General features: G+C 71.4%; 20 protein-coding genes, 1 pseudogene and 1 riboswitch. Of the genes and pseudogenes, 1 reads left to right on the top strand and 20 read right to left on the bottom strand.

Annotated features, from left to right (window positions below; translation table 11 throughout):
• Positions 1 to 2: 2 nt before the first annotated feature.
• From OG242_RS24250 to rpsB, 8 genes are all read right to left on the bottom strand, one after another.
• Positions 3 to 1,607, bottom strand: a complete 1,605-nt coding sequence (locus OG242_RS24250) for an ABC transporter permease (protein WP_405900155.1) — start codon at positions 1,605 to 1,607, stop codon at positions 3 to 5.
• 86 nt (positions 1,608 to 1,693) lie between these two features.
• On the bottom strand, positions 1,694 to 2,797 hold the full coding sequence (locus OG242_RS24245; protein ID WP_405900154.1) for a thiamine ABC transporter substrate binding subunit: 1,104 nt from the start codon (positions 2,795 to 2,797) through the stop codon (positions 1,694 to 1,696).
• 82 nt (positions 2,798 to 2,879) lie between these two features.
• Positions 2,880 to 2,996: riboswitch (TPP riboswitch) on the bottom strand.
• Positions 2,997 to 3,066: 70 nt separating this feature from the next.
• Positions 3,067 to 4,173, bottom strand: a complete 1,107-nt coding sequence (gene rlmN, locus OG242_RS24240; protein ID WP_405900153.1) for a 23S rRNA (adenine(2503)-C(2))-methyltransferase RlmN — start codon at positions 4,171 to 4,173, stop codon at positions 3,067 to 3,069.
• 89 nt (positions 4,174 to 4,262) lie between these two features.
• Complete coding sequence (locus tag OG242_RS24235) at positions 4,263 to 5,357, bottom strand: phosphatidate cytidylyltransferase (RefSeq protein ID WP_405900152.1); 1,095 nt, start codon at positions 5,355 to 5,357, stop codon at positions 4,263 to 4,265.
• Positions 5,357 to 5,914, bottom strand: a complete 558-nt coding sequence (gene frr / locus OG242_RS24230) for a ribosome recycling factor (protein WP_405900151.1) — start codon at positions 5,912 to 5,914, stop codon at positions 5,357 to 5,359. Before frr ends, OG242_RS24235 begins: the two co-directional genes overlap by 1 nt.
• Before the next feature lie 157 nt (positions 5,915 to 6,071).
• Entirely contained in the window at positions 6,072 to 6,848 is a 777-nt protein-coding gene (pyrH, locus tag OG242_RS24225) for a UMP kinase (protein ID WP_405900150.1), read from the bottom strand.
• Between the two features lie 156 nt (positions 6,849 to 7,004).
• Positions 7,005 to 7,841, bottom strand: a complete 837-nt coding sequence (gene tsf / locus OG242_RS24220; RefSeq protein ID WP_405900149.1) for a translation elongation factor Ts — start codon at positions 7,839 to 7,841, stop codon at positions 7,005 to 7,007.
• Between the two features lie 97 nt (positions 7,842 to 7,938).
• Entirely contained in the window at positions 7,939 to 8,877 is a 939-nt protein-coding gene (rpsB, locus tag OG242_RS24215) for a 30S ribosomal protein S2 (RefSeq protein WP_361029100.1), read from the bottom strand.
• Between the two features lie 276 nt (positions 8,878 to 9,153).
• Between rpsB and OG242_RS24210 the strand changes: the two are divergent.
• Positions 9,154 to 9,573, top strand: a pseudogene (locus tag OG242_RS24210) (peptidoglycan DD-metalloendopeptidase family protein); the annotation flags it as partial.
• 227 nt (positions 9,574 to 9,800) lie between these two features.
• On the opposite strand, the gene OG242_RS24205 reads toward OG242_RS24210, so the two are convergent.
• The 12 genes from OG242_RS24205 to lepB (OG242_RS24150) form a co-directional block, all read right to left on the bottom strand.
• Positions 9,801 to 10,379, bottom strand: a complete 579-nt coding sequence (locus OG242_RS24205; protein WP_405901713.1) for a TetR/AcrR family transcriptional regulator — start codon at positions 10,377 to 10,379, stop codon at positions 9,801 to 9,803.
• Positions 10,380 to 10,614: 235 nt separating this feature from the next.
• On the bottom strand, positions 10,615 to 11,451 hold the full coding sequence (whiG, locus tag OG242_RS24200; RefSeq protein WP_405900148.1) for an RNA polymerase sigma factor WhiG: 837 nt from the start codon (positions 11,449 to 11,451) through the stop codon (positions 10,615 to 10,617).
• A 288-nt stretch (positions 11,452 to 11,739) separates the two neighbouring features.
• Positions 11,740 to 12,954, bottom strand: coding sequence for a DNA-processing protein DprA (dprA, locus tag OG242_RS24195; RefSeq protein ID WP_405900147.1), 1,215 nt, complete (start codon positions 12,952 to 12,954; stop codon positions 11,740 to 11,742).
• On the bottom strand, positions 12,951 to 14,576 hold the full coding sequence (locus tag OG242_RS24190) for a YifB family Mg chelatase-like AAA ATPase (protein WP_405900146.1): 1,626 nt from the start codon (positions 14,574 to 14,576) through the stop codon (positions 12,951 to 12,953). Before OG242_RS24190 ends, dprA begins: the two co-directional genes overlap by 4 nt.
• Positions 14,576 to 14,935 (bottom strand): YraN family protein, encoded by a 360-nt coding sequence (locus OG242_RS24185; RefSeq protein ID WP_405900145.1) that lies wholly within the window; start codon positions 14,933 to 14,935, stop codon positions 14,576 to 14,578. Before OG242_RS24185 ends, OG242_RS24190 begins: the two co-directional genes overlap by 1 nt.
• 84 nt (positions 14,936 to 15,019) lie before the next feature.
• The gene (locus tag OG242_RS24180) at positions 15,020 to 15,328 is read right to left on the bottom strand and encodes a DUF2469 domain-containing protein (protein WP_003965949.1); all 309 of its coding nucleotides are present in this window, start codon (positions 15,326 to 15,328) and stop codon (positions 15,020 to 15,022) included.
• Between the two features lie 61 nt (positions 15,329 to 15,389).
• The gene (locus OG242_RS24175; RefSeq protein WP_405900144.1) at positions 15,390 to 15,878 is read right to left on the bottom strand and encodes an NUDIX hydrolase; all 489 of its coding nucleotides are present in this window, start codon (positions 15,876 to 15,878) and stop codon (positions 15,390 to 15,392) included.
• Positions 15,868 to 16,617 (bottom strand): signal peptidase I, encoded by a 750-nt coding sequence (gene lepB, locus OG242_RS24170; RefSeq protein ID WP_405900143.1) that lies wholly within the window; start codon positions 16,615 to 16,617, stop codon positions 15,868 to 15,870. The genes OG242_RS24175 and lepB (OG242_RS24170) overlap by 11 nt, the downstream gene beginning before the upstream one ends.
• A 49-nt stretch (positions 16,618 to 16,666) precedes the next feature.
• On the bottom strand, positions 16,667 to 17,590 hold the full coding sequence (lepB, locus tag OG242_RS24165) for a signal peptidase I (RefSeq protein WP_405900142.1): 924 nt from the start codon (positions 17,588 to 17,590) through the stop codon (positions 16,667 to 16,669).
• Positions 17,587 to 18,513 (bottom strand): signal peptidase I, encoded by a 927-nt coding sequence (gene lepB / locus OG242_RS24160; protein WP_405901712.1) that lies wholly within the window; start codon positions 18,511 to 18,513, stop codon positions 17,587 to 17,589. The genes lepB (OG242_RS24165) and lepB (OG242_RS24160) overlap by 4 nt, the downstream gene beginning before the upstream one ends.
• Positions 18,395 to 19,456: a signal peptidase I gene (gene lepB, locus OG242_RS24155; RefSeq protein ID WP_405900141.1), complete on the bottom strand. Its 1,062-nt coding sequence runs from the start codon at positions 19,454 to 19,456 to the stop codon at positions 18,395 to 18,397. Before lepB (OG242_RS24155) ends, lepB (OG242_RS24160) begins: the two co-directional genes overlap by 119 nt.
• Entirely contained in the window at positions 19,449 to 20,231 is a 783-nt protein-coding gene (gene lepB / locus OG242_RS24150) for a signal peptidase I (protein WP_405900140.1), read from the bottom strand. The genes lepB (OG242_RS24155) and lepB (OG242_RS24150) overlap by 8 nt, the downstream gene beginning before the upstream one ends.
• Between the last annotated feature and the right edge of the window lie 2 nt (positions 20,232 to 20,233).

The raw sequence follows: 20,233 nt of genomic DNA, 5'->3' as shown, positions 1-20,233 counted from the left end.
TTCTAGAACTCCCCGGATCGGTCGGTGCGGATGCGTTCGAGCAGCAGCAGCGAGACCGCGCACACGAGCATCAGGATGGTGCTGAGGGCCATGGCCTGGCCGTAGTTGAGCTCCCCGGACCGGCCCAGCAGCCGGGCCACGGCCACCGGAAGCGTCGGGTTGTCCGGACGCGCGATGAACACCGTCGCCCCGAACTCCCCCAGTGACACGGCGAACGCGAACCCGGCGGCGACCAGCAGCGCCCTCCGCACCAGCGGGAAGTCCACCTCGCGCCAGGCCCGCAGCGGCGAGGCCCCGAGCACCGCCGCGGCCTCGCGCAGCCGGGCGTCCACCGCCCGCAGGACCGGCAGCATGGTCCGTACGACGAAGGGCACCCCGACCAGCGCCTGGGCGAGCGGCACCAGGATCCAGGAGGTACGGAGGTCGAGCGGCGGCTTGTCCAGGGTGATCAGGAAGCCGAAGCCGACGGTCACCGCGGAGACCCCGAGCGGCAGCATCAGCAGCGCGTCGAAGCCCCGGACGAGCCGGCCGGCCCGCCGGGTGAGCGCGGCGGCGGCGAGGCCCCCGACGACCAGGGCGATCAGGGTCGCGACGAGGGCGTAGCGCAGCGAGTTCCCGATCGCCTCGATGGGCGCCACCAGGAACGTACCGCTGTTGGCGTCCGCCGAGGTGAGCGCGCGGTAGTAGGCGAGCCCGGAGCCGCCGAGCGAGCGTTCCACCAGCACGGCGAGCGGCAGCAGTATCAGCACGAGCACGCTCAGCAGCACTCCGCCGAGCAGCGCCCACTGCCCGGCACCGCTCGGCCTGCGCGCCGTCTGTGCCGGGTCGACCAGCTTCAGCGCACGCTCCCTGCGGCGTACGGTCCAGGCGTGCACGGCGAGGATCGCGCCGACGGCGGCGAACTGCACGAGCGTCAGCACGGCGGCCGTGGGCAGGGCCAGCAGTTGCGCGGTCTGCCGGTAGATCTCCACCTCCAGCGTGGAGAAGCCGGGCCCGCCGAGGATCTGTACGACCCCGAAGGAGGTGAAGGTGAAGAGGAAGACCATCAGCGCGGCGGCGGCCACGGCCGGGGCGAGCGCGGGCAGCGTGACGCGGCGCCAGGCGGTGAACCTGCTCGCGCCCAGCACCCGGGCGGCCTCCTCCTGACGCGGGTCGAGCTGCGCCCAGAGCCCGCCGACGGTGCGGACGACGACCGCGTAGTTGAAGAAGACGTGGGCCAGCAGGATCGCCCACACGGTGGTGTCGAGCCGTACGCCCCACAGCTCGTCGAGCAGCCCGCCGCGTCCGAGCAGCGCGAGGAAGGCGGTGCCGACGACGACGGTCGGCAGCACGAACGGCACCGTGACGACGGCGCGCAGCACCTGCTTGCCGGGGAAGTCGAACCGGGCGAAGACATAGGCGCCGGGCAACGCGATCAGCAGGGTCAGCGCGGTCGAGGCGAGCGCCTGCCACAGCGTGAACCACAGGACGTCACGGATCTCCGGCCGGGCCAGCACCTCGCCGAACCGGCCGAACTGCCAGACGCCGTCCGCCTTGAGCCCCCGGCCGACGATCGCGGCGACCGGGTAGGCGAAGAACACGGCGAAGAACGCGACGGGCACGGCCATAAGCCCGAGCCGCACCGCGGTCCCGCGCCGGGCCCGGGCGCGTGCGGACCTCCCGCGCGCGCCCGGTCCGCGTACGGGAGTCTTCGTTACTTCACTACGAGCGAGGACCATGACCGGACCCACTGCTCACGGTTCTTGGCGATGGTGTCCGGGGCGACGGTCGCCGGCTTGTCGGCGGTGGCGCCGAACTTCGTGAAGAGCTCCGGCACCTTCGCGTCCTTGGCGACCGGGCTGACGAACATGGTCAGCGGCATGTCCTCCTGGAACTTCTTCCCGATCAGGAAGTCCAGCAGGGCCTTGCCGCCTGCCTCGTTCTTCGCCCCGTCCAGCAGACCGGCGAACTCGATCTGGCGGAAGCAGGTCCCGGTGGCGACCCCGGTGGGCGCGGTCTTGGGCTGCGGGTCGGCGTACAGCACCTCGACGGGCGGGCTGGAGGCGTAGCTGACGACGAGCGGCCGGTCGGCCTTGGCCTTCTTGCCGCCCGCGGAGCCGGAGAACTCCTCGTTGTACGCCTGCTCCCAGCCGTCGACGACCTTGACGCCGTTGTCCTTCAGCTTCTTCCAGTAGTCCTGGTAGCCGTCCTCACCGAAGGTGGCGACGGTGCCCAGCAGGAAGCCGAGGCCGGGCGAGGAGGTCGCGGCGTTCTCGGTGACGAGCAGGTTCTTGTACGCGGGCTTCGCCAGGTCGGCGAAGGTCTTCGGCGGCGCGAGCTTCTTGTCGGCGAAGTACTTCTTGTCGTAGTTGACGCAGATGTCGCCGGTGTCGACCGGGGTGACCCGGTGCTTGTCCGCGTCCAGCTGGACATCGGCCGGGACCCGGTCGAGCCCCTTGGCCTCGTACGGCGTGAACAGCCCGTTGTCGAGGGCGCGCGAGAGCAGGGTGTTGTCGACGCCGAAGAAGACGTCGCCGCGCGGGGAGCCCTTGGTCAGGATCTCCTGGTTCAGGGCGGCGCCCGCGTCACCGCTCTTGAGGACCTTGACGGTGTAGCCGGTCTGCCGGGTGAACTCCTTCAGCACGTCCTTGGAGGCGTTGAAGGAGTCGTGGCTGACCAGCGTGACGGTCTTGGAGCCGGAGCCCTTGGTGGATCCGGAACCGGACGCCGAGTCGTCGGAACTCCCGCAGCCGGCCAGCGCGGTGACGCCGAGCGCGGCGGCGACGGCCGCGACCGCGGCCTTCTGGGTGGTGCTCATGTGTGATTCCTCCTGGAGTGACCAGGAAGAGACGCGGCCCTGCCCGCACCGGTGGAAACCGGAAGCGGGCAGGGCGCAACAGCTTGAGTATGGTCCGAACTTCCTACCCGGAATGACCCGGGCGAGGTTCAGAGGGTCTGCGGCCAACCTGTCCTTGGTGCCGCACTCTCAGCGCTGTGGCGCTCCCCTGTCGGAATATGCAGTTGATTTCGGCCCCAGGCTACACGGCCGTTTTCGGCCGCGGTTCCGCATGCCCGGGCCGCTCGCCCTCAGCGCTCGGAGGCCGCCAGCTGTCCGCAGGCGCCGTCGATCTCCTGGCCCCGGGTGTCGCGGACGGTGACCGGCACGCCGTGGCTCGCGATGGCCTCGACGAACGCGCGCTCGTCCTCGGGCCGCGACGCGGTCCACTTGGAGCCGGGGGTCGGGTTGAGCGGGATCAGGTTGACGTGGACGCGCCTGCCTTTGAGGAGCCGGCCCAGCCGGTCGCCGCGCCACGCCTGGTCGTTGATGTCGCGGATCAGGGCGTACTCGATGGAGATGCGGCGGCCGGACTTCTCCGCGTACTCCCACGCGGCGTCCAGCACCTCACGGACCTTCCACCGGGTGTTGACCGGCACCAGGGTGTCGCGCAGCTCGTCGTCCGGGGCGTGCAGCGAGACCGCGAGGCGGCACTTGAAGCCCTCGTCGGCGAACCGAAGCATCGCGGGCACCAGGCCGACGGTGGACACGGTGATCCCGCGCTGCGAGAGACCGAGGCCGTCGGGCTCGGGGTCGGTCAGCCGGCGGATCGCGCCGACGACGCGGTTGTAGTTGGCCAGCGGCTCGCCCATGCCCATGAACACGATGTTGGACAGCCGGGCGGGGCCGCCGGGGACCTCGCCGTCGCGCAGGGCGCGCATGCCGTCCACGATCTGGTGGACGATCTCCGCGGTCGACAGGTTGCGGTCGAGACCGGCCTGCCCGGTCGCGCAGAACGGGCAGTTCATGCCGCAGCCGGCCTGCGAGGAGATGCACATGGTGACCCGCTCCGGGTAGCGCATCAGGACGGACTCGACCAGCGTCCCGTCGTGCAGCTTCCACAGGGTCTTGCGGGTGGTGTCGTCGTCGCAGCTGATGTGCCGGACGACGGACATCAGATCGGGGAACATCGCCTCGGCGAGCTTGTCCCGCGATCCGGCCGGGATGTTGGTCCACTCGGCCGGGTCGTGCGCGTACCGCGCGAAGTAGTGCTGCGAGAGCTGCTGGGCGCGGAACGGCTTCTCGCCGATCGCGGCGACGGCTTCCCTGCGCTCGGCGGGCGTGAGGTCGGCGAGGTGCCGCGGCGGCTTCTTGGCTCCGCGGGGCGCGACGAAAGTGAGTTCTCCGGGCTTAGGCATGGTTCTTCCAGTGTCGCAGACGGAACGGCGAAGGCCCGCCGCCCTGTGGACGACGGGCCTTCGTACGGAAAACCGCAGGCCGGAGCCGGTCAGCCGGAGCCGACGAAGAGGACGAGCAGCAGCCAGACCACCGGGGCGGTCGGCAGCAGGGAGTCCAGCCGGTCCATGATCCCGCCGTGGCCGGGCAGCAGCGTTCCCATGTCCTTGATGCCGAGGTCCCGCTTGATCATGGACTCGCCCAGGTCGCCGAGGGTGGCGCTGGCCGCGACCGCGAGGCCCAGCAGCAGCCCCTGCCACCAGGAACCGTCGTCGATCAGGAACTGCATGCACAGCGCCCCGGCCACCATGGCGAAGGTGACGGCCCCGAACAGGCCCTCGCGGGTCTTGCCCGGGCTGATGCGCGGAGCCAGCTTGTGCTTGCCGAACCGCCAGCCGACCGCGTACGCACCCGTGTCGCTGACCACGGTCAGCAGCAGGAAGGTCAGCACCCGCTGCGGGCCGTCGTCGGCCTTCAGGAGCATGGCGACGAAGGTGGCCAGGAAGGGCACGTAGAACGCGGCGAAGATGCCAGCCGTGACGTCCCTGAGGTAGTCCTCGGGCGGCTGGGCCATCCGCCACACGAGCACCGCCAGGGCGGTCAGGGCCATGGCGACCCAGGCGCCCTCGGCCCCGCGCGCGTACCCGGCGACGATCATGGCGGCGCCGCCGACGGCGAGCGGCACGAGGGGCGCCTTGATGCCCTTGCGCTCCTCCAGCCTGGAGGTGAGCTCCCACAGGCCGACGACGACGGCGAGCACGATGACGCCGACGAAGACGGCCTTGACGACGAAGAGCGAGACGACGACCAGGGCACCGAGCCCCAGGCCGACCCCTATGGCGGCTCCCAGGTCCCGGCCCGCGCGCTTCTTCTGCGGAGGCGGGGGAGGCGGCGGCGCGGTCGGCATGGGCTCCTGCGGCTTCTCGTCGCGGAACAGGGGGCCGCCGCTCAGGCGTCCGGCCCCCTGTTCCCGGTGATCACGGTCTTCAGCGTCTCTACCTGCGTCGGGAACGTCCGGCACGATGGGCATGGGCCGAGTCTGCTGGGCGTCATGCACATCGTAGGCAGGACCCGCCGCAGCACCCTGCATCTCCGGCGCGACCCGGTGGCCGGCGCCCTGCGGAGCGCCCCAGGAAGAGTCGTTCATCAGACTTCGAGCAGCTCGGCTTCCTTGTGCTTCAGCAGCTCGTCCACCTGTGCGACGTACTTCGCGGTGGTGTCGTCGAGCTCCTTCTCGGCGCGGCGCACCTCGTCCTCGCCGGACTCCTTGTCCTTGACCAGCTTGTCGAGCGCTTCCTTGGCCTTGCGGCGGACGGCCCGGATCGAGATCTTGGAGTCCTCGGCCTTGGTCTTCGCGACCTTGATGTAGTCGCGGCGGCGCTCCTCGGTCAGCTCGGGGAAGTTGACCCGGATGATGTTGCCGTCGTTGCTCGGGTTGACACCGAGGTCCGAGTCGCGGATGGCCTGCTCGATGTTGCGCAGCGCGGTCTTGTCGAACGGCGTCACGACGGCCATACGGGGCTCGGGCACCGAGAACGAGGCCAGCTGGTTGATCGGGGTCGGCGAACCGTAGTAGTCGGCGACGATCTTGTTGAACATCGCCGGGTGCGCACGGCCGGTACGGATCGCGGCGAAGTCCTCTTTCGCGACGACTACGGCCTTCTCCATCTTCTCCTCGGCCTCGAGGAGGGTTTCTTCGATCACCACGTGCTCCTGCGTGTCTTGAACGGGCCCGGCGGGCCCGGCGGGTCCTGCGTCGCGTACCACCTGCACGGTGTCCGACCGGCAGGCCGTTGTCCATCTTCCGGGGCGGTCCCGCGCCCCGGTTCCCACCGGGGCTCACCGGTGGAAGCACCCGTTTTCAGGCGCGGGTGTCCTGGTCGCTCACGAGCGTGCCGATCTTCTCACCCTTGACGGCGCGGGCGATATTGCCGGTGGCGGTGAGCTCGAAGACGAGGATCGGCAGCTCGTTGTCACGGCAGAGCGTGATGGCGGTGGCGTCGGCGACCTTGAGGTCGCGGGCGAGCACCTCGCTGTACTCCAGCGCGTCGAACTTCACCGCGGCGGGGTTGGTCTTCGGGTCGGAGTCGTAGACCCCGTCCACGCCGTTCTTCCCCATGAGCAGCGCCTCGGCGTCGATCTCCAGGGCGCGCTGGGCGGCGGTGGTGTCGGTGGAGAAGTACGGCATGCCCATGCCGGCGCCGAAGATGACGACCCGGCCCTTCTCCAGGTGCCGGACCGCGCGCAGCGGGATGTACGGCTCCGCGACCTGGCCCATGGTGATGGCGGTCTGGACGCGGGAGTCGATGCCCTCCTTCTCCAGGAAGTCCTGGAGGGCGAGACAGTTCATCACGGTGCCGAGCATGCCCATGTAGTCGGAGCGGGCCCGGTCCATGCCGCGCTGCTGGAGCTCGGCGCCGCGGAAGAAGTTGCCGCCGCCGATGACGATCGCGATCTGCGCGCCGTCCCGGACGACCGCGGCGATCTCGCGGGCGATGGCGTGCACGACATCGGGGTCGACGCCGAGACCCCCGCCGCCGGCGAACGCCTCTCCGGACAGCTTCAGCATGAAGCGTCCGGGCACCTTGCCGTCCTCGCGCTTGTGGTCGTCCTTGGCGGCGTCCGCGCCCTTGCTCATGGGGATTCTCCTCGTGCACATACGAAGAAGGCCATTGCCGGTGGGTCTGGTGTCCCTTGCGGCAATGGCCTCCTCGTCAGATCTGCGGTCGTACGGCGGTGTGCGGCCGTCGACTGCACCAGACCCTACCGGGTCCGCCGTTTTTCGCGGACGGACTCAGATGCCGACCTTGATACGCGTGAAGCGCTTCAGGGTGACACCGGCCTCGTCCAGAACCTTCTGGACCGACTTCTTGTTGTCCAGCGCGTACGGCTGGCCGAGGAGGGTGGCCTCCTTGAAGAAGCCGTTGACGCGACCCTCGACGATCTTCGGGAGGGCGGCCTCGGGCTTGCCCTCGGCGCGGGTGGTCTCCTCGGCGACGCGGCGCTCGGCCTCGACGACCTCGGCCGGGACGTCCTCGCGGGAGAGGTACTTCGGCGCGAAGGCGGCGATGTGCTGGGCGAGGCCCTTGGCCAGGTCGGCGTCGGCCTTGTCCAGCTCGACCATGACGCCGATCTGCGGGGGCAGGTCGGGCATGGTGCGGTGCATGTAGACCGAGACGAAGCCACCCTGGAACTGCGCGAAGCGGTCCAGGACGATCTTCTCGCCGAGGTTGGCGTTGGCCTCGTCCACGTACGCCTGGACGGTCTTGCCGGGCTCGATCTCGGAGGCGAGCAGCGCCTCGATGTCGGCCGGGGAGGTCGCGGCGACGTGCGCGGCGAGGGCGTTGGCGACGGCCTGGAACTTGTCGCCCTTGGCGACGAAGTCGGTCTCGCACTTGAGCTCGACGAGGACGCCGGAGGTCTTGTCCTCGGAGACGAGGGAGACGACCGCGCCGTTCTCGGCGGAACGGCCCTCGCGCTTGGCGACGCCCTTCTGGCCCTTGATGCGCAGCGCCTCGACGGCGGCGTCGACGTTGCCGTCGGCCTCGTCGAGCGCCTTCTTGCAGTCCATCATGCCGGCGCCGGTGAGCTCGCGGAGCTTCTTGACGTCAGCGGCGGTGTAGTTCGCCATGAGTCTGTGTTCTCTCTCGAAGTCTGAAAGATCTACGGGTGGACGGCGGGGGCGGTGCCAGTGCACCGACCCCCGCCGTCTTCAGCCGTGACGGGTGTCAGGCCTGCTCGGCGTCCGCGGCCGGGGCCTCGGCCTGCTCGGCGTCGGCAGCCGGGGCCTCGGCCTGCTCGGCGTCGGCGGCGATGGCGGCCGGCTCCGCGTCGGCGGCGGCGTCCTTCTCGGTCTCGACGGAGGACTGGACCTCGGCGTCGGCCTTCTTGTCGCCCTCGAGCAGGTCACGCTCCCACTCGGCGAGGGGCTCGCCGGCGGCCTTCTCGCCCGGCTTCGAGTCGCCGGTCGCGGCACCGGAGCGGGCGATGAGGCCCTCGGCGACGGCGTCGGCGATCACGCGGGTGAGCAGGGTGACGGAGCGGATCGCGTCGTCGTTGCCCGGAATCTTGTAGTCGACCTCGTCGGGGTCGCAGTTGGTGTCGAGGATCGCGACGACCGGGATGTGGAGCTTGCGCGCCTCACCGACGGCGATGTGCTCCTTCTTGGTGTCGACGACCCAGACGGCGCTCGGCACCTTCTGCATCTCGCGGATACCACCGAGGGTCTTCTCCAGCTTGGCCTTCTCGCGGGAGAGGACCAGGAGCTCCTTCTTGGTGAGGCCGGAGGCGGCCACGTCCTCGAAGTCGATGAGCTCGAGCTCCTTCAGACGCTGAAGGCGCTTGTAGACGGTGGAGAAGTTGGTGAGCATGCCACCGAGCCAGCGCTGGTTGACGTACGGCATGCCGACGCGCGTCGCCTGCTCGGCGATGGCCTCCTGGGCCTGCTTCTTCGTACCCACGAACATGATGGAGCCGCCGTGCGCGACGGTCTCCTTGACGAACTCGTAGGCGCGGTCGATGTACGACAGCGACTGGAGCAGGTCGATGATGTAGATGCCGTTGCGCTCGGTGAAGATGAAGCGCTTCATCTTCGGGTTCCAGCGACGGGTCTGGTGACCGAAGTGGACGCCGCTTTCCAGCAGCTCCCGCATCGTGACGACGGCCATGGCCGTACTCCTTGAGGTGCTCGGTTGTCGCGGCAGCAGGTTTGCTGTCGCGCCTGACGTCCCGGCGCGCCGTGCCACGAGGGACCGAGGGGCGCGGCCACCTCCGCTGAGCGGATGGTGGCGGGGCGTGCGAAGTCGACCCGGTGACCCGGGCCGCCAGAAGAAGTGTACGGGACCGTCCGGGTCCCGGGTGACGGCGCTGTCCACAACCGGCGGGTAGTCCACAGATCCGGGCCGTGATCCCCGCGATCCCGGTCCCCGGGGGACGCTGCCGCCATGCGAATCACATGGTGGCGCAGCGTCCGGGCCCTCGCCCTCGCCCTGTTGGTGTCAGCGTTCTGCGGCGGGCCCGGCACCGCCGTGGCGGCGGCCGCGGCGGACGCCGGCGAACGCGTCTGGCCCCTGGCGGGGCGTCCCTCGGTGGTACGGGGATGGGAGCCGCCCGCCGGTCCGTACGGGCCGGGCCACCGCGGGGTGGACCTGGCCGCCGTCCCGGGCACGGAGGTGCTGGCCGCGGCGGCGGGCCGGGTCTCGTTCGCGGGCACGGTCGCCGGCCGCGGGGTGCTCTCGGTCGAGCTCACCGGGACGGGTGACCCGCCCCTGCGGACGACGTACGGGCCGGTGCGCCCGCTCGTCGCGAAGGGCGACGAGGTCGCGGCGGGCCAGGCGGTGGCCGTGCTGGAGGCGGGGCCGTCCCACTGCTCGGCGGGCTGCCTCCACTGGGGGCTGCGCCGCGGGGACACCTACCTGGACCCGCTGTCGCTGCTGCCGCCGTCGTTGCTGCGCCACGGCCCGTCACGGCTGCTGCCGGTGTTCGGGGTGCCGTTGCCGGATGCGCCGGAGATGGCGGCCTCGGCCGTGCGCGCAGACGCCGCGCCCGCGCTGCTGGTGATGCTCGCCGTGCCGTGGCGGCGGGGCCGGGGTCAGTCCCGGGTTCGGGCGCCCGCGCCCCGGACGCCGTCGAGGATCATGGCGACGGCGGTGTCGGCGATGACGCCGGGCTCCTCCGCCACGCTCAGCTCGATACGCCGGACCGCCGCGTCCACGGAGCCCTGCAGCAGCATCGCGGCCAGGCGGGGTTCCTCGTGGCCCAGGTCGCCGAGCGCCTCGACGATCATGGCGATCAGCCCGCCGTGCGCGGCCCGGATCTTCTCGCGGGCGCCCGCGTCCAGCTCGCTGGCGGAGATGGCGACCACGGCCCGGTGGCGCCGGTCCCCGACGAGGCCGAGCTGGCGCCGGACGTAGGCCTCGACCTTCTCCGCGGGCGTGGCCGCGCGCTCCATCGCGCTCTCCACCTCGGCCGCCCAGACCGGGAAGTCGACGGCGCAGAGCTCCTCGACGACGGCGGCGCGGGAGCGGAAGTACTCGTAGACGGAGGACCGGGCGAGGCCTGTGCGTTCGGCGAGGGCGGGGAAGGTCAGCGCTTCCGTGCCCCCTTCGGACAGCAGGGAGCGCGCTGCGTCCAGGAGGGCGCCGCGCTGCATGGTCCGGTGCTCGGCCACGGAGGCCGCTCGAATCCTGGGCACGCCTCCACTCTACGGCGGCCCCCACCCGGAGGGACCCCCATGCTCCCGAGGTGGCCGAACCGGTGCGCCCGGGCCCGGGGCCGCCGGGCGGGGGGACGCGACCGGGCGGCGGTGCGGCCGGCGCGCAGCCCTGGCGGAAGGGCACCGCGCAAGGCGCCCCGGCGCCCCGTGCCCGCAGGTGGGCCGTCGCACCGGCCCGCTCGCGGACCCCTCAGCGGCCCGCGTCCGCCAGTTTCGCGCGGAGCTGGAGCACCGACTTGGTGTGGATCTGGCTGACCCGGCTCTCGGTGACCCCGAGGACGTTGCCGATCTCCGCGAGGGTCAGGCCCTCGTAGTAGTAGAGCGTGACGACTGTCTTCTCGCGGTCCGGGAGGGTGTTGATGGCCCGCGCGAGCAGCCGTCTCAGCTCGCGGTCCTCCGCCACCTCCACCGGGTCGTCGGCGGCGGTGTCCTCCAGCGTGTCCATCAGGCTCAGCCGGTCGCCGCCCTCGCCGCCGACGTGGAGCAGCTCCTCCAGCGCCACCACATTGGCCAGGGACAACTGGCTGAAAACCGCGTGCAGTTCGTCCAGCGTGACGTCCATCTCCGCCGCGACCTCCGCCTCGGACGGGGTACGGCGCAACTGCGCCTCCAGCGTGGCGTAGGCGCGTTCCACGGCGCGCGCCTTCTGCCGCACGGAGCGCGGAATCCAGTCCAGCGCGCGGAGTTCGTCGATCATCGCGCCGCGGATACGGGTGATCGCGTACGTCTCGAACTTGATGGCCCGTTCGATGTCGAACTTCTCGATCGCGTCGATCAGCCCGAACACCCCGGACGAGACGAAGTCCGCCTGCTCGACGTTGGGCGGCAGACCCACGCTCACCCGCCCGGCGACGTACTTCACCAGGGGCGAGTAGTGCAGGATCAGCTGCTCCCGCAGCCGTCCGTCGCCCGTCGTCTTGTACGAACGCCACAACTCGTCGAGCGAGGACGGGGCGGGAGGGCGCACAGTGCCACGCGCAGCCGGTGGAACTGCCGCGCGGTCAGACCCGGAGGTGTGCTGGGGCATGTGGTGCCTTGAGCCGTTCTGCCGTGAAGTACTGGGACTTGTCTCTGGGGCGGAATCCTTGTGAGCGTAGCGTGACTGAGTCGTCGCGGTGCGCGCAGGATAGAGGATGGAGTCCGTGCGCTCAGGGGCGTACGGACATGAGGCGCGACCCGGCCGCGGACATGACAGCCCGTCGGGGTGCGGACGGGCCGGGTACCCGGGGCCGTCGCCGCAGGCTTCGGCCCCGGAGCCACCGTCGAAGCGTCCGCCGAGGTCATCGGCCTCACCTTTTCACCCGAATGCTCCAGATCAAGAACCGCCTCGCCGCGCGTCGTCCCGGCAAGTCGGCTGCCGCGTCAACCTCCATTTCTCGCCCTCGCGTTCGACGAATCCCAGTGAGTGCAGTTCGTACAGCTTGCCGAGGGCCTCGTCGGCGCTCGTCCCGGCGGCGCGCGCCACCTCCCTCGCGTCGACGGCGGTACGGGCCGGCAGCGCGTCGAGCACCCTCCCGGCGACGACGTCGAGCAGGTCGCGGGCCACCAACGGGCCCCTCCTGGACGGCGCCAGGTCCCCGATCTCCCCCACCAGCTCGACGACTTCGGCGGCGTCCGTGACCAGTACCCCCTCCCCGCGCAGGAGTTCGTGGACACCGGCCGACAGGCCACTGGTCGCCGGACCGGGAACCCCCATGGTGAAGCGTCCCAACCGCTGCGCGACCCGCGCCGTGACCAGGGAACCGCTGCGGTACTCCGCCTCCACGACCACCGTGCCCCGTGTCAACGCGGCGATCACCCTGTTCCGCAGGATGAACCGGCTGCGCGTGGGGTGCTCGGACGGCGGCAGCTCTCCGATGACGAGCCCCTGCCCGGCCACCCGGCCGATCAGCTCGGCGTGCCCGCGGGGGTAGGGCACGTCCACCCCGCAGGCCAGCACCGCCATCGTCGCGCCGCCGGCGGCCAGCGCGCCCCGGTGCGCCGCCCCGTCCACCCCGAAGGCGGCACCCGAGACCACCACCCAGCCCCGCTCCGCGAGGCCCGCGCCCAGCGTCGTCGCCATGTGCGCCCCGTACGGTGTGCAGGCCCGGGCGCCGACCACCGCGACCGAGCGCAGCGCCCAGAGCCGCAGATCGGGCCCGCCCCGCACCCACAGCCCGGTCGGCCTCGCGTCGCCCAGGTCGTCGAGCTGGGTCGGCCACTCCCGGTCGCCGGGGCAGACGAAGCGCCCGCCGACCGCCGCGACCGCCGCCAGATCGCGCTCGGGGTCGGCACCGGCCGCCCGGAGCCGGTAGCCGGCCAGCCGCCGCACGGTCATGCCGCTCAGCCGCTCGGCCTCCCCGCCCGGGTCCGTGATCCGGCGCCAGAGCTCCACCGCACCGCACTCCCGCAGCCACCGCCCGCCCCGCTCGTCCCCCGGCTCCAGCACCCGCGTCAACGCCGCCCGCGCCAGCCGCTCCGGCACGCCCGCACCGCCGGCCGCCCCCGCGTCCGCGCCGTGCGCGAGCCCGGCTCCCCCGCACCCCGTCACGCCGCCCCCGCCCCCAGCGCCACCCCGCGCGGGATGCCGCTGCGCAGCTCCAGGGCCGTCACGACGTCGGAGGCCTCCGGGCGGCCCGCGCCACGCAGGTCCGCGATCGTCCACGCGACCCGTAGCACCCGGTCCAGGCCCCGTGCCGTGAGCAGCCCGCGCTCCATGTCCCGCTCGGCCGCCATCAGCGCGCCCGGGGCCACGGCCAGCCGGGTCCGCAGCTCATGGCCGGGCACCTCGCTGTTCGTCGTCCACGGGGTGCCGGCCAGCCGCTCGGCCGCCCGTGCCCGGGCCTCCAGCACCCGGGCGGCGACGGTCGCGGTGGTCTCGCCCCGGCTGCCCCGGCCCATCAGGTCCTCGCGCGTGACCGGTTCGACGGCCACCCTGAGGTCCACCCGGTCGAGCAGCGGCCCGGAGAGCCTGGCCTGGTAGCGCCGCACCGCCGAGGGCGGGCACTCGCAGCCGGCCCCGCTCAGGGTGTGCCGCCCGCACGGGCACGGATTGGCGGCGAGCATCATCAGGAACCGGGCCGGCAGCCGCACCACCCCGGCACTGCGGGCCACCACGACGTGCCCGGACTCCAGCGGCTGGCGCAGCCCGTCCAGGGCCTTGACGGAAAACTCCGGCGCCTCGTCCAGAAAGAGGATCCCGCGATGAGCGAGGGAGACGGCGCCCGGTCTGGGCAGCCCGTTTCCCCCGCCGACCAGCGACTGCATCGTCGCCGAGTGGTGCGGGGCGCAGTACGGCGCCCGGGAGACCAGCGGCTCGCCCGGCGGCAGGATACCGGCGACCGAGTGAACGGCGGTCACTTCGAGGGACTCCTGCCGGGTGAGCGGCGGGAGGATCGCGGGCATGCGCTCGGCAAGCATGGTCTTGCCCGCGCCCGGCGGGCCCGTCAGCAGGAGGTGGTGGCCGCCGGCCGCGGCGATCTCCAGGGCCTTGCGCGGCCGCTCCTGGCCCGCCACGTCCGCCAGGTCCGGCCGGGCGCCCTCCCCCGCCGCGGGGCCCCTGGCGAGGCCGGTGACCAGGCCGGCGCCGGGCACCATCAGCCCGGCGAGCATGGGGTCGGGACGGCCCTCCTCGTGCGGCCGCTGCTCGTCCGGCACCGGTTCGTCGCAGAGCACCGCGATCAGCTGCCGCAGGCTGCGCACCCCGAGCACGGAGACACCGGGGACGAGGGCCGCCTCGCCCGCGGTCTGTTCCGGGACGACCACCTGCCGGTAGCCGGCGTCGGCCGCCGCCAGGACGGCGGGCAGCACGCCCCGTACCGGGCGCACCCGGCCGTCCAGCCCCAGCTCGCCGATCATCACCACGTCGTCGATCGACGCCGGGTCGATCCGCTCCGCCGCGCCGAGCACCGCACACGCGACAGCGAGATCGAAGCCCGATCCGCCCTTGGGCACCGAGGCCGGGGAGAGCCCCACGGTGAGCTTCTTCTGCGGCCACTCCGCCCCGGAGTTGACCACGGCCGCCCTGACCCGGTCCCGGCTCTCCACCAGGCTCTTGTCCGGCAGCCCCACCAGGGTGAACGCCGCCACCCCGGCCTCCAGGTCCGCCTGGACCTCCACCACCACGCCCTCGACGCCCACCAGGGCCACCGAGCAGGCACGTGCGAACCCCATCAGGCCACCCCCCGCGCGTGCTCGGCCAGGGGCGCGCCGCGCTCGGGCAGCACCACACCGACCAGGTCGATGCGCACCCCGCCCGGCGGTGGGCCGCCGTGCCGGTCCAGCCAGAGCTCGGCCAGCCGTCGCAGCCGGTCCGCCTTGGCCGGGGTGACCGCGGCCATCGGATGCTCGAACGCGCCCGCTCTGCGGGTCTTCACCTCGCAGACGACGAGCGCGTCACCGTCCATCGCGACGATGTCGATCTCACCGGCGCGACAGCGCCAGTTCCGTTCCAGTACGGACATGCCGGCGTCGGCCAGCAGCCGCGCCGCCAGGTCCTCGCCGTACCGCCCGAGAGCCCCCCGTGCGTTCATATCGGCACCACCTCCGGCACCGACTCTGACGCGTCCGCCCTACTTCAGTGGATCTTGGTGGACAAGCGGGCGATTGTGGATAACTCAGCCACCCGGAAGTTCGAGATCGCTCTTGTTGAGCTCCTCGATGTTGACGTCCTTGAACGTCAGTACCCGTACCTGCTTGACGAACCGTGCGGGCCGGTACATGTCCCACACCCAGGCGTCCGCCATGGACACCTCGAAGAAAACCTCGCCCTGGACGGAGTGCACCTGCATCTCGTAGTCGTTGGTGAGGTAGAAGCGCCGTTCGGTCTCGATCACATATTTGAACAGACCGACGACGTCGCGGTACTCCCGGTAGAGCTTCAGCTCCATCTCGGTCTCGTACTTCTCGAGGTCCTCGGCGCTCATTGGCAGTTCCCCTTCAGCCGTGCGTTTCCCCATTGTGCGCCAGGCTCCGGCGCCCCGGCCGTCAGGCGCTTTCGGGGGCCAGGACCACCGGCGTACGCGGAGGCCCCTCGTCGAGCAGCCTCCGGAGCAGGTCGGCGAGCCCGGTCGGGTACACCGTCTCACGCGCCGACGACAGTTCGGCGGAGGTCCACCACCTCAGACCCGCGACACTGCGGCGTTCCAGCCATGTGTGGCCGCTGGTGTCCGTGGCGGTCTGTGCCGTACGGGCCAGGAAATACCACTCGTCCTGGTCCCAGCGCCTGCCGTCGAAGGGGAAGGAGCACCGGCGCCGCCAGATCACCGGGCCCAGTTCGACGTCGGTGATCCCGGTCTCCTCGGCCAGCTCGCGCAGCGCGGCCCGCTCGTGGGTCTCGTCGCCCTCCAGGCCGCCGCCCGGGGTGAACCACCAGGTGCGGTCCGGGTCCTCCGGTTCGAAGCCGTGCATCAGCAGAATGCGGTCGTCCGGGTCGAGGAGCACCAGCCGGGCGACCCTGCGGACCTCAGCGGGCACCGGCGGCCGCCTTCGGCTGCGCGCTCCGCTTCGGCCGGGCGGCACGGGCCGCGAGCGGGCCGTACACCGCTCCGCCCAGGATCAGCAGCATGCCCACGCCCATGGCGGTCAGCTGGAGCTTCAGCGGCCCGGCCGAGGAGACGCCGCCCGGCAGTGCGGCGAAGGCCTCGGGCCGGCCGATCATGGAGCCCAGCGGCCAGGCGACGGCGTCGACCCTGGCCTCCACGGCGTCACGGGGCACCGCACCGTGGGTGGCGTCCTCCAGGTGGACCCGGGAGTCGAGCGAGACCGTGCGGTCGTCGCCCAGCAGGAAGAGCTTGCCCTTCGGGACCTCGACGGTGAAGTCGTTGGCCGAGGCCCGGCTGGTCGACCGCAGATACGGTTCGTCAATGGGTATGCCGTTGACGGTGAGGCGGCCGTCCTTGTCGCAGCAGACGATCTTGTCGCCGCCGGTCCCGACGATCCGCTTCACCATCGGCATGTCGCCCCACGCCGGGTCGGTGAAGACCACCACGTCACCGCGGCGGACCTCGTCGCCGTCCACCCGCTGTGCGAGGATCTTGTCGCCCGCGTTCACCGTCGGGGTCATCGACCCGGTGGGCACCGTGTAGGGCCGGTAGACCAGCGCTCCCCAGACGAAGCCGCCGAGGAAGAGCACGCAGCCGAGGGCCACGGCCACTCCGGACAGCTTGCTGCCGAGCCGGCCGCGGCCGTCATCCGTACGACCTGTTGCACCCATACCGGCGTCCCCCATCGGAGATCGACAATCGCTGATCCGCGTGGGCACCCTACCCGGCAGTACGCCCGGAGGTCAGCCTCCGCCTGCGCCGGATGACGAACGGGAGCGCGCCCGCGACCCCCAGGACGCCCGGTGCGGCCCCGGCCGCGGCGCTGATCCCGGGCTGGTCGAAGGTGTCCGGGACGGAGAGCACCGACCAGCGGTTCACCGGCCAGGCGACGACGACGGCCCGGCCCACGACCTGGCTCACCGGCACGAAGCCCTTGTTGACGTCGCCGGTGTGGTAGCGGGAGTCCGACGAGTCCTGGCGGTGGTCGCCCATCACCCAGATCTTGCCGTCGGGCACCTTGAACGGCCCGAACGGCATGTCGTCGCAGGCGCTGTTGCCCTCGAAGATGAAGGACTTGTCGTCGATCGCCTTGCCGTTGACCTCGACCGGCCCGCCCTTCTTGCACTCCACCGTGTCACCGCCGATCGCGATCGTGCGCTTGATCAGGTCCTTCTCCTCGGCGGACGGCATCAGCCCGACGAAGCTCAGGAACTTCTGCACGGCGTTGGGCTTCGGGGTCGGCTCGTCCTTCAGCCAGCCGTCGGGATCGTGGAAGACGACGACCTCGCCGCGCTCCGGCTCCGACCCGAACCAAGGCGTCAGCTTGTCCACCAGCACCCGGTCGCCCCGCTGCAGCGTGTTCTGCATCGAGTCCGACGGAATCGAGAACGCCTGCACCAGGAACGTCTTGATCAGCAGCGCCAGGACCAGCGCGATCCCGATGAGGAGCGGCAGCTCCTTCCAGAACGGGCGGCTGCTCTTCTTCTTGCCGCCGGCGCCGTCCGTGCCAGTGGCGTCGGTGGGGGCGGTGCCGCTGTCCGTACCGATATCCGTACCGCTGTCCGTGCCGGCCTCCGGTTCGGCGGCGGAAGGCTCCGCGGACCGCGCCGGCTCGGGCCGTGCTCCGTCTGTCACATCACTCACGCGTCATTCCTCACTGCGCCGACGGTCGCGGCCCGGCGCCGCCTGCGCCAGAGCACCAGTGGCACGGCTCCCGCGAGGCCGATCGCCCCGGGCGCCGCGGCAGCGGCCGCCGCGTTGATGCCCGGCTGGTCGAAGGTCTTCGGGACCGGGAGCGTCGCCCAGCGGCTGACCGGCCACGCGATCACGATGGCCCGGCCCACGACCTCGTCGTTGGAGACGGTGCCGCCGCCCGGCAGGTTCTGGTGGTAGCGCGAGTCCAGGGAGTTCTGCCGGTGGTCGCCCATCACCCAGATCCGGCCCTTGGGGACCTTGATCGGGCCGAACGGCTCGTCGTCGCAGGCGCTGTTGCCCTCGAAGATGAAGGACTTGTCGTCGATCGCCTTGCCGTTGACCTCGACCGGCCCGCCCTTCTTGCATTCCACCGTGTCACCGCCGATCGCGATGACCCGCTTGATCAGGTCCTTCTCCTCGGCGGAGGGCATGAGACCGATGAAGCTGAGGAACTTCTGCACCGCGTTCGGCTCGGGTGCCTGGGTGTCCTCCAGCCAGCCGCCCGGGTCGTGGAAGACGACCACCTCGCCGCGCTCCGGCTCCGACCCGAACCAAGGCGTCAGCTTGTCCACCAGCACCCGGTCGCCCCGCTGCAGCGTGTTCTGCATCGAGTCCGACGGAATCGAGAACGCCTGCACCAGGAACGTCTTGATCAGCAGCGCCAGGACCAGCGCGACGCCGATGAGGAGGGGCAGTTCCTTCCAGAACGGGCGGGGGTTCTTCCTGGCCTTGCTGGAGCCGGACGCGCCGCCGTCACTCTCCGTCCCGCTCGCCGTCGTCCCGTCCTCCGCCGCACCGGCGGACTCGGAATGCGCCGGACGGCCCGGCCGGTCCTCGGGTTCGTCGTGTCCGGATCGTGCGCCGACCGCCAAATCCCCCACATCCACTCCTTACTCCGTGCCACCGCCTGCGTCCTAGCCGATGCAGGCCCACCACTCCCATAACGAGCGGGAGTTCCGCAGGGGTCGGGAGCCGGATCAATCCGTTGGGATCCTGAGACACACTATTCGACGGTCCCGAGGCGGCAGCCGTACCGGCGCGCGCGTCCGGGACCGAGGAGAACGCCGCGCGTTCCTCCAGGCCGGTCCAGTGCCCGAAGGGCCAGACGATCCACTTCGCCCGCCCCACGACCGCCTCCTCGGAGATCGTGCCGTCCGCCGTCTTGTCCAAGTGGAAGCGTGAATCGGCGGAATTGGAGCGGTGGTCCCCCATGACGAAGAGACGGCCCGCCGGAACCTTTACCTCGAATTTGATGGTGGAAGGGGAATCCCCGGGGAAAACATAGGGTTCGTCGACGGCCATGCCGTTGACGGTGAGCCTGCCGTCCGGCGCGCAGCACTTCACCGTGTCGCCCCCGACGGCCACGACCCTCTTGATCAGGTCCTGCTCGTCGTCCGACGGCAGCAGCCCGACGAAGGTGAGCGCCTGCTTCACCTGCTTGACGACGACGGGCGGATCGTCCGTGCTCACCGGGTTCGGCGGCGGCCAGTCGGACGGGTTGCGGAACACCACGACGTCCCCGCGCCGCGGCTTCGACCCGAACCAGGGCGTCAGCTTGTCGACGAGTACCCGGTCGCCGATCCGGATGGTCTGCTCCATCGACCCGGACGGGATCACGAACGCCTGCACCAGGAACGTCTTGAGGACGAGGGCGATCAGCAGCGCCACCATGATGAGCAGCGGTATTTCCCGCACCGCCGACCTGCGGCGTTTCCGTTTCACCTTGCGGGCCAGCTTCCGGCGCCCCGCCCGGGTGGGCAGGGAGCGCGCACCCGCGTCCGCCGTCGGCGCGCCGCGCCGCCCGTGGCTACCCATGCGACGGACCGGACGCCGGTACGGAGTCGAAGGCATCGGTGTCCGGCAGCGGCCCCAGCCGGCCCAGCGGCCAGCCGTACCAGTCGACCCGCCCGATCACCCGGCCCACCGGCACCATTCCGCCGCCCGGTTCGCCCAGGTGATCGCGGGAGTCGCGGGAGCGGCTGCGGTGGTCGCCCATCATCCAGAGGGTGCCGTCCGGCACCACGATGTCGAAGGGGACCTTGGAGGGCGCGTCACCGGGGAAGAGGTAGTCCTCGTCCAGCGGCCGGCCGTTCACCTCGATCCGGTCCCGCTCGTCGCAGCAGGCCACCCGGTCGCCCCCCACGCCCACCACCCGCTTCACGAAGTCGGTCCCGGCGGGCTCGGCGAGCCCCAGGGACGCCGCCGCCCCGTGCAGCAGCCCGGTCACGGGGTTCTGCTCCGCGCCCTCGCGTACGAAGGAGCCGGTGCCGTCAAAGACCACCACGTCACCGCGGCGGGGCTCCGCGCCGAAGCGGTACGCCAGCTTGTTGACGAGCACGCGGTCGCCCACCTGGAGCGTGGGCTCCATGGAACCGCTGGGGATCAGGAAGGGCTGCACGACGAAGTTGCTGAAGAGGAACACGAACACCGCGCAGACCGCACCGAGCGCGAGCGTGCCCCGCCAGGACAACCGCCGGGACAGCGGAGCGGTGACCCGGTCCCGGACACGCGAAGAGCGCGACCGCTCCCCCTGACCCGGACCGGGTACGGAGGAGAGATCGCGCTCCTGGAGTTCTGCTTGCGTGTCCATCG

The sequence above is a fragment of the Streptomyces sp. NBC_00727 genome (genome assembly GCF_045161745.1).
Lineage (GTDB): Bacteria > Actinomycetota > Actinomycetes > Streptomycetales > Streptomycetaceae > Streptomyces.
Note: the sequence above shows the minus strand (reverse complement) of the source record. Positions and strands in the feature narration are given on the sequence as shown.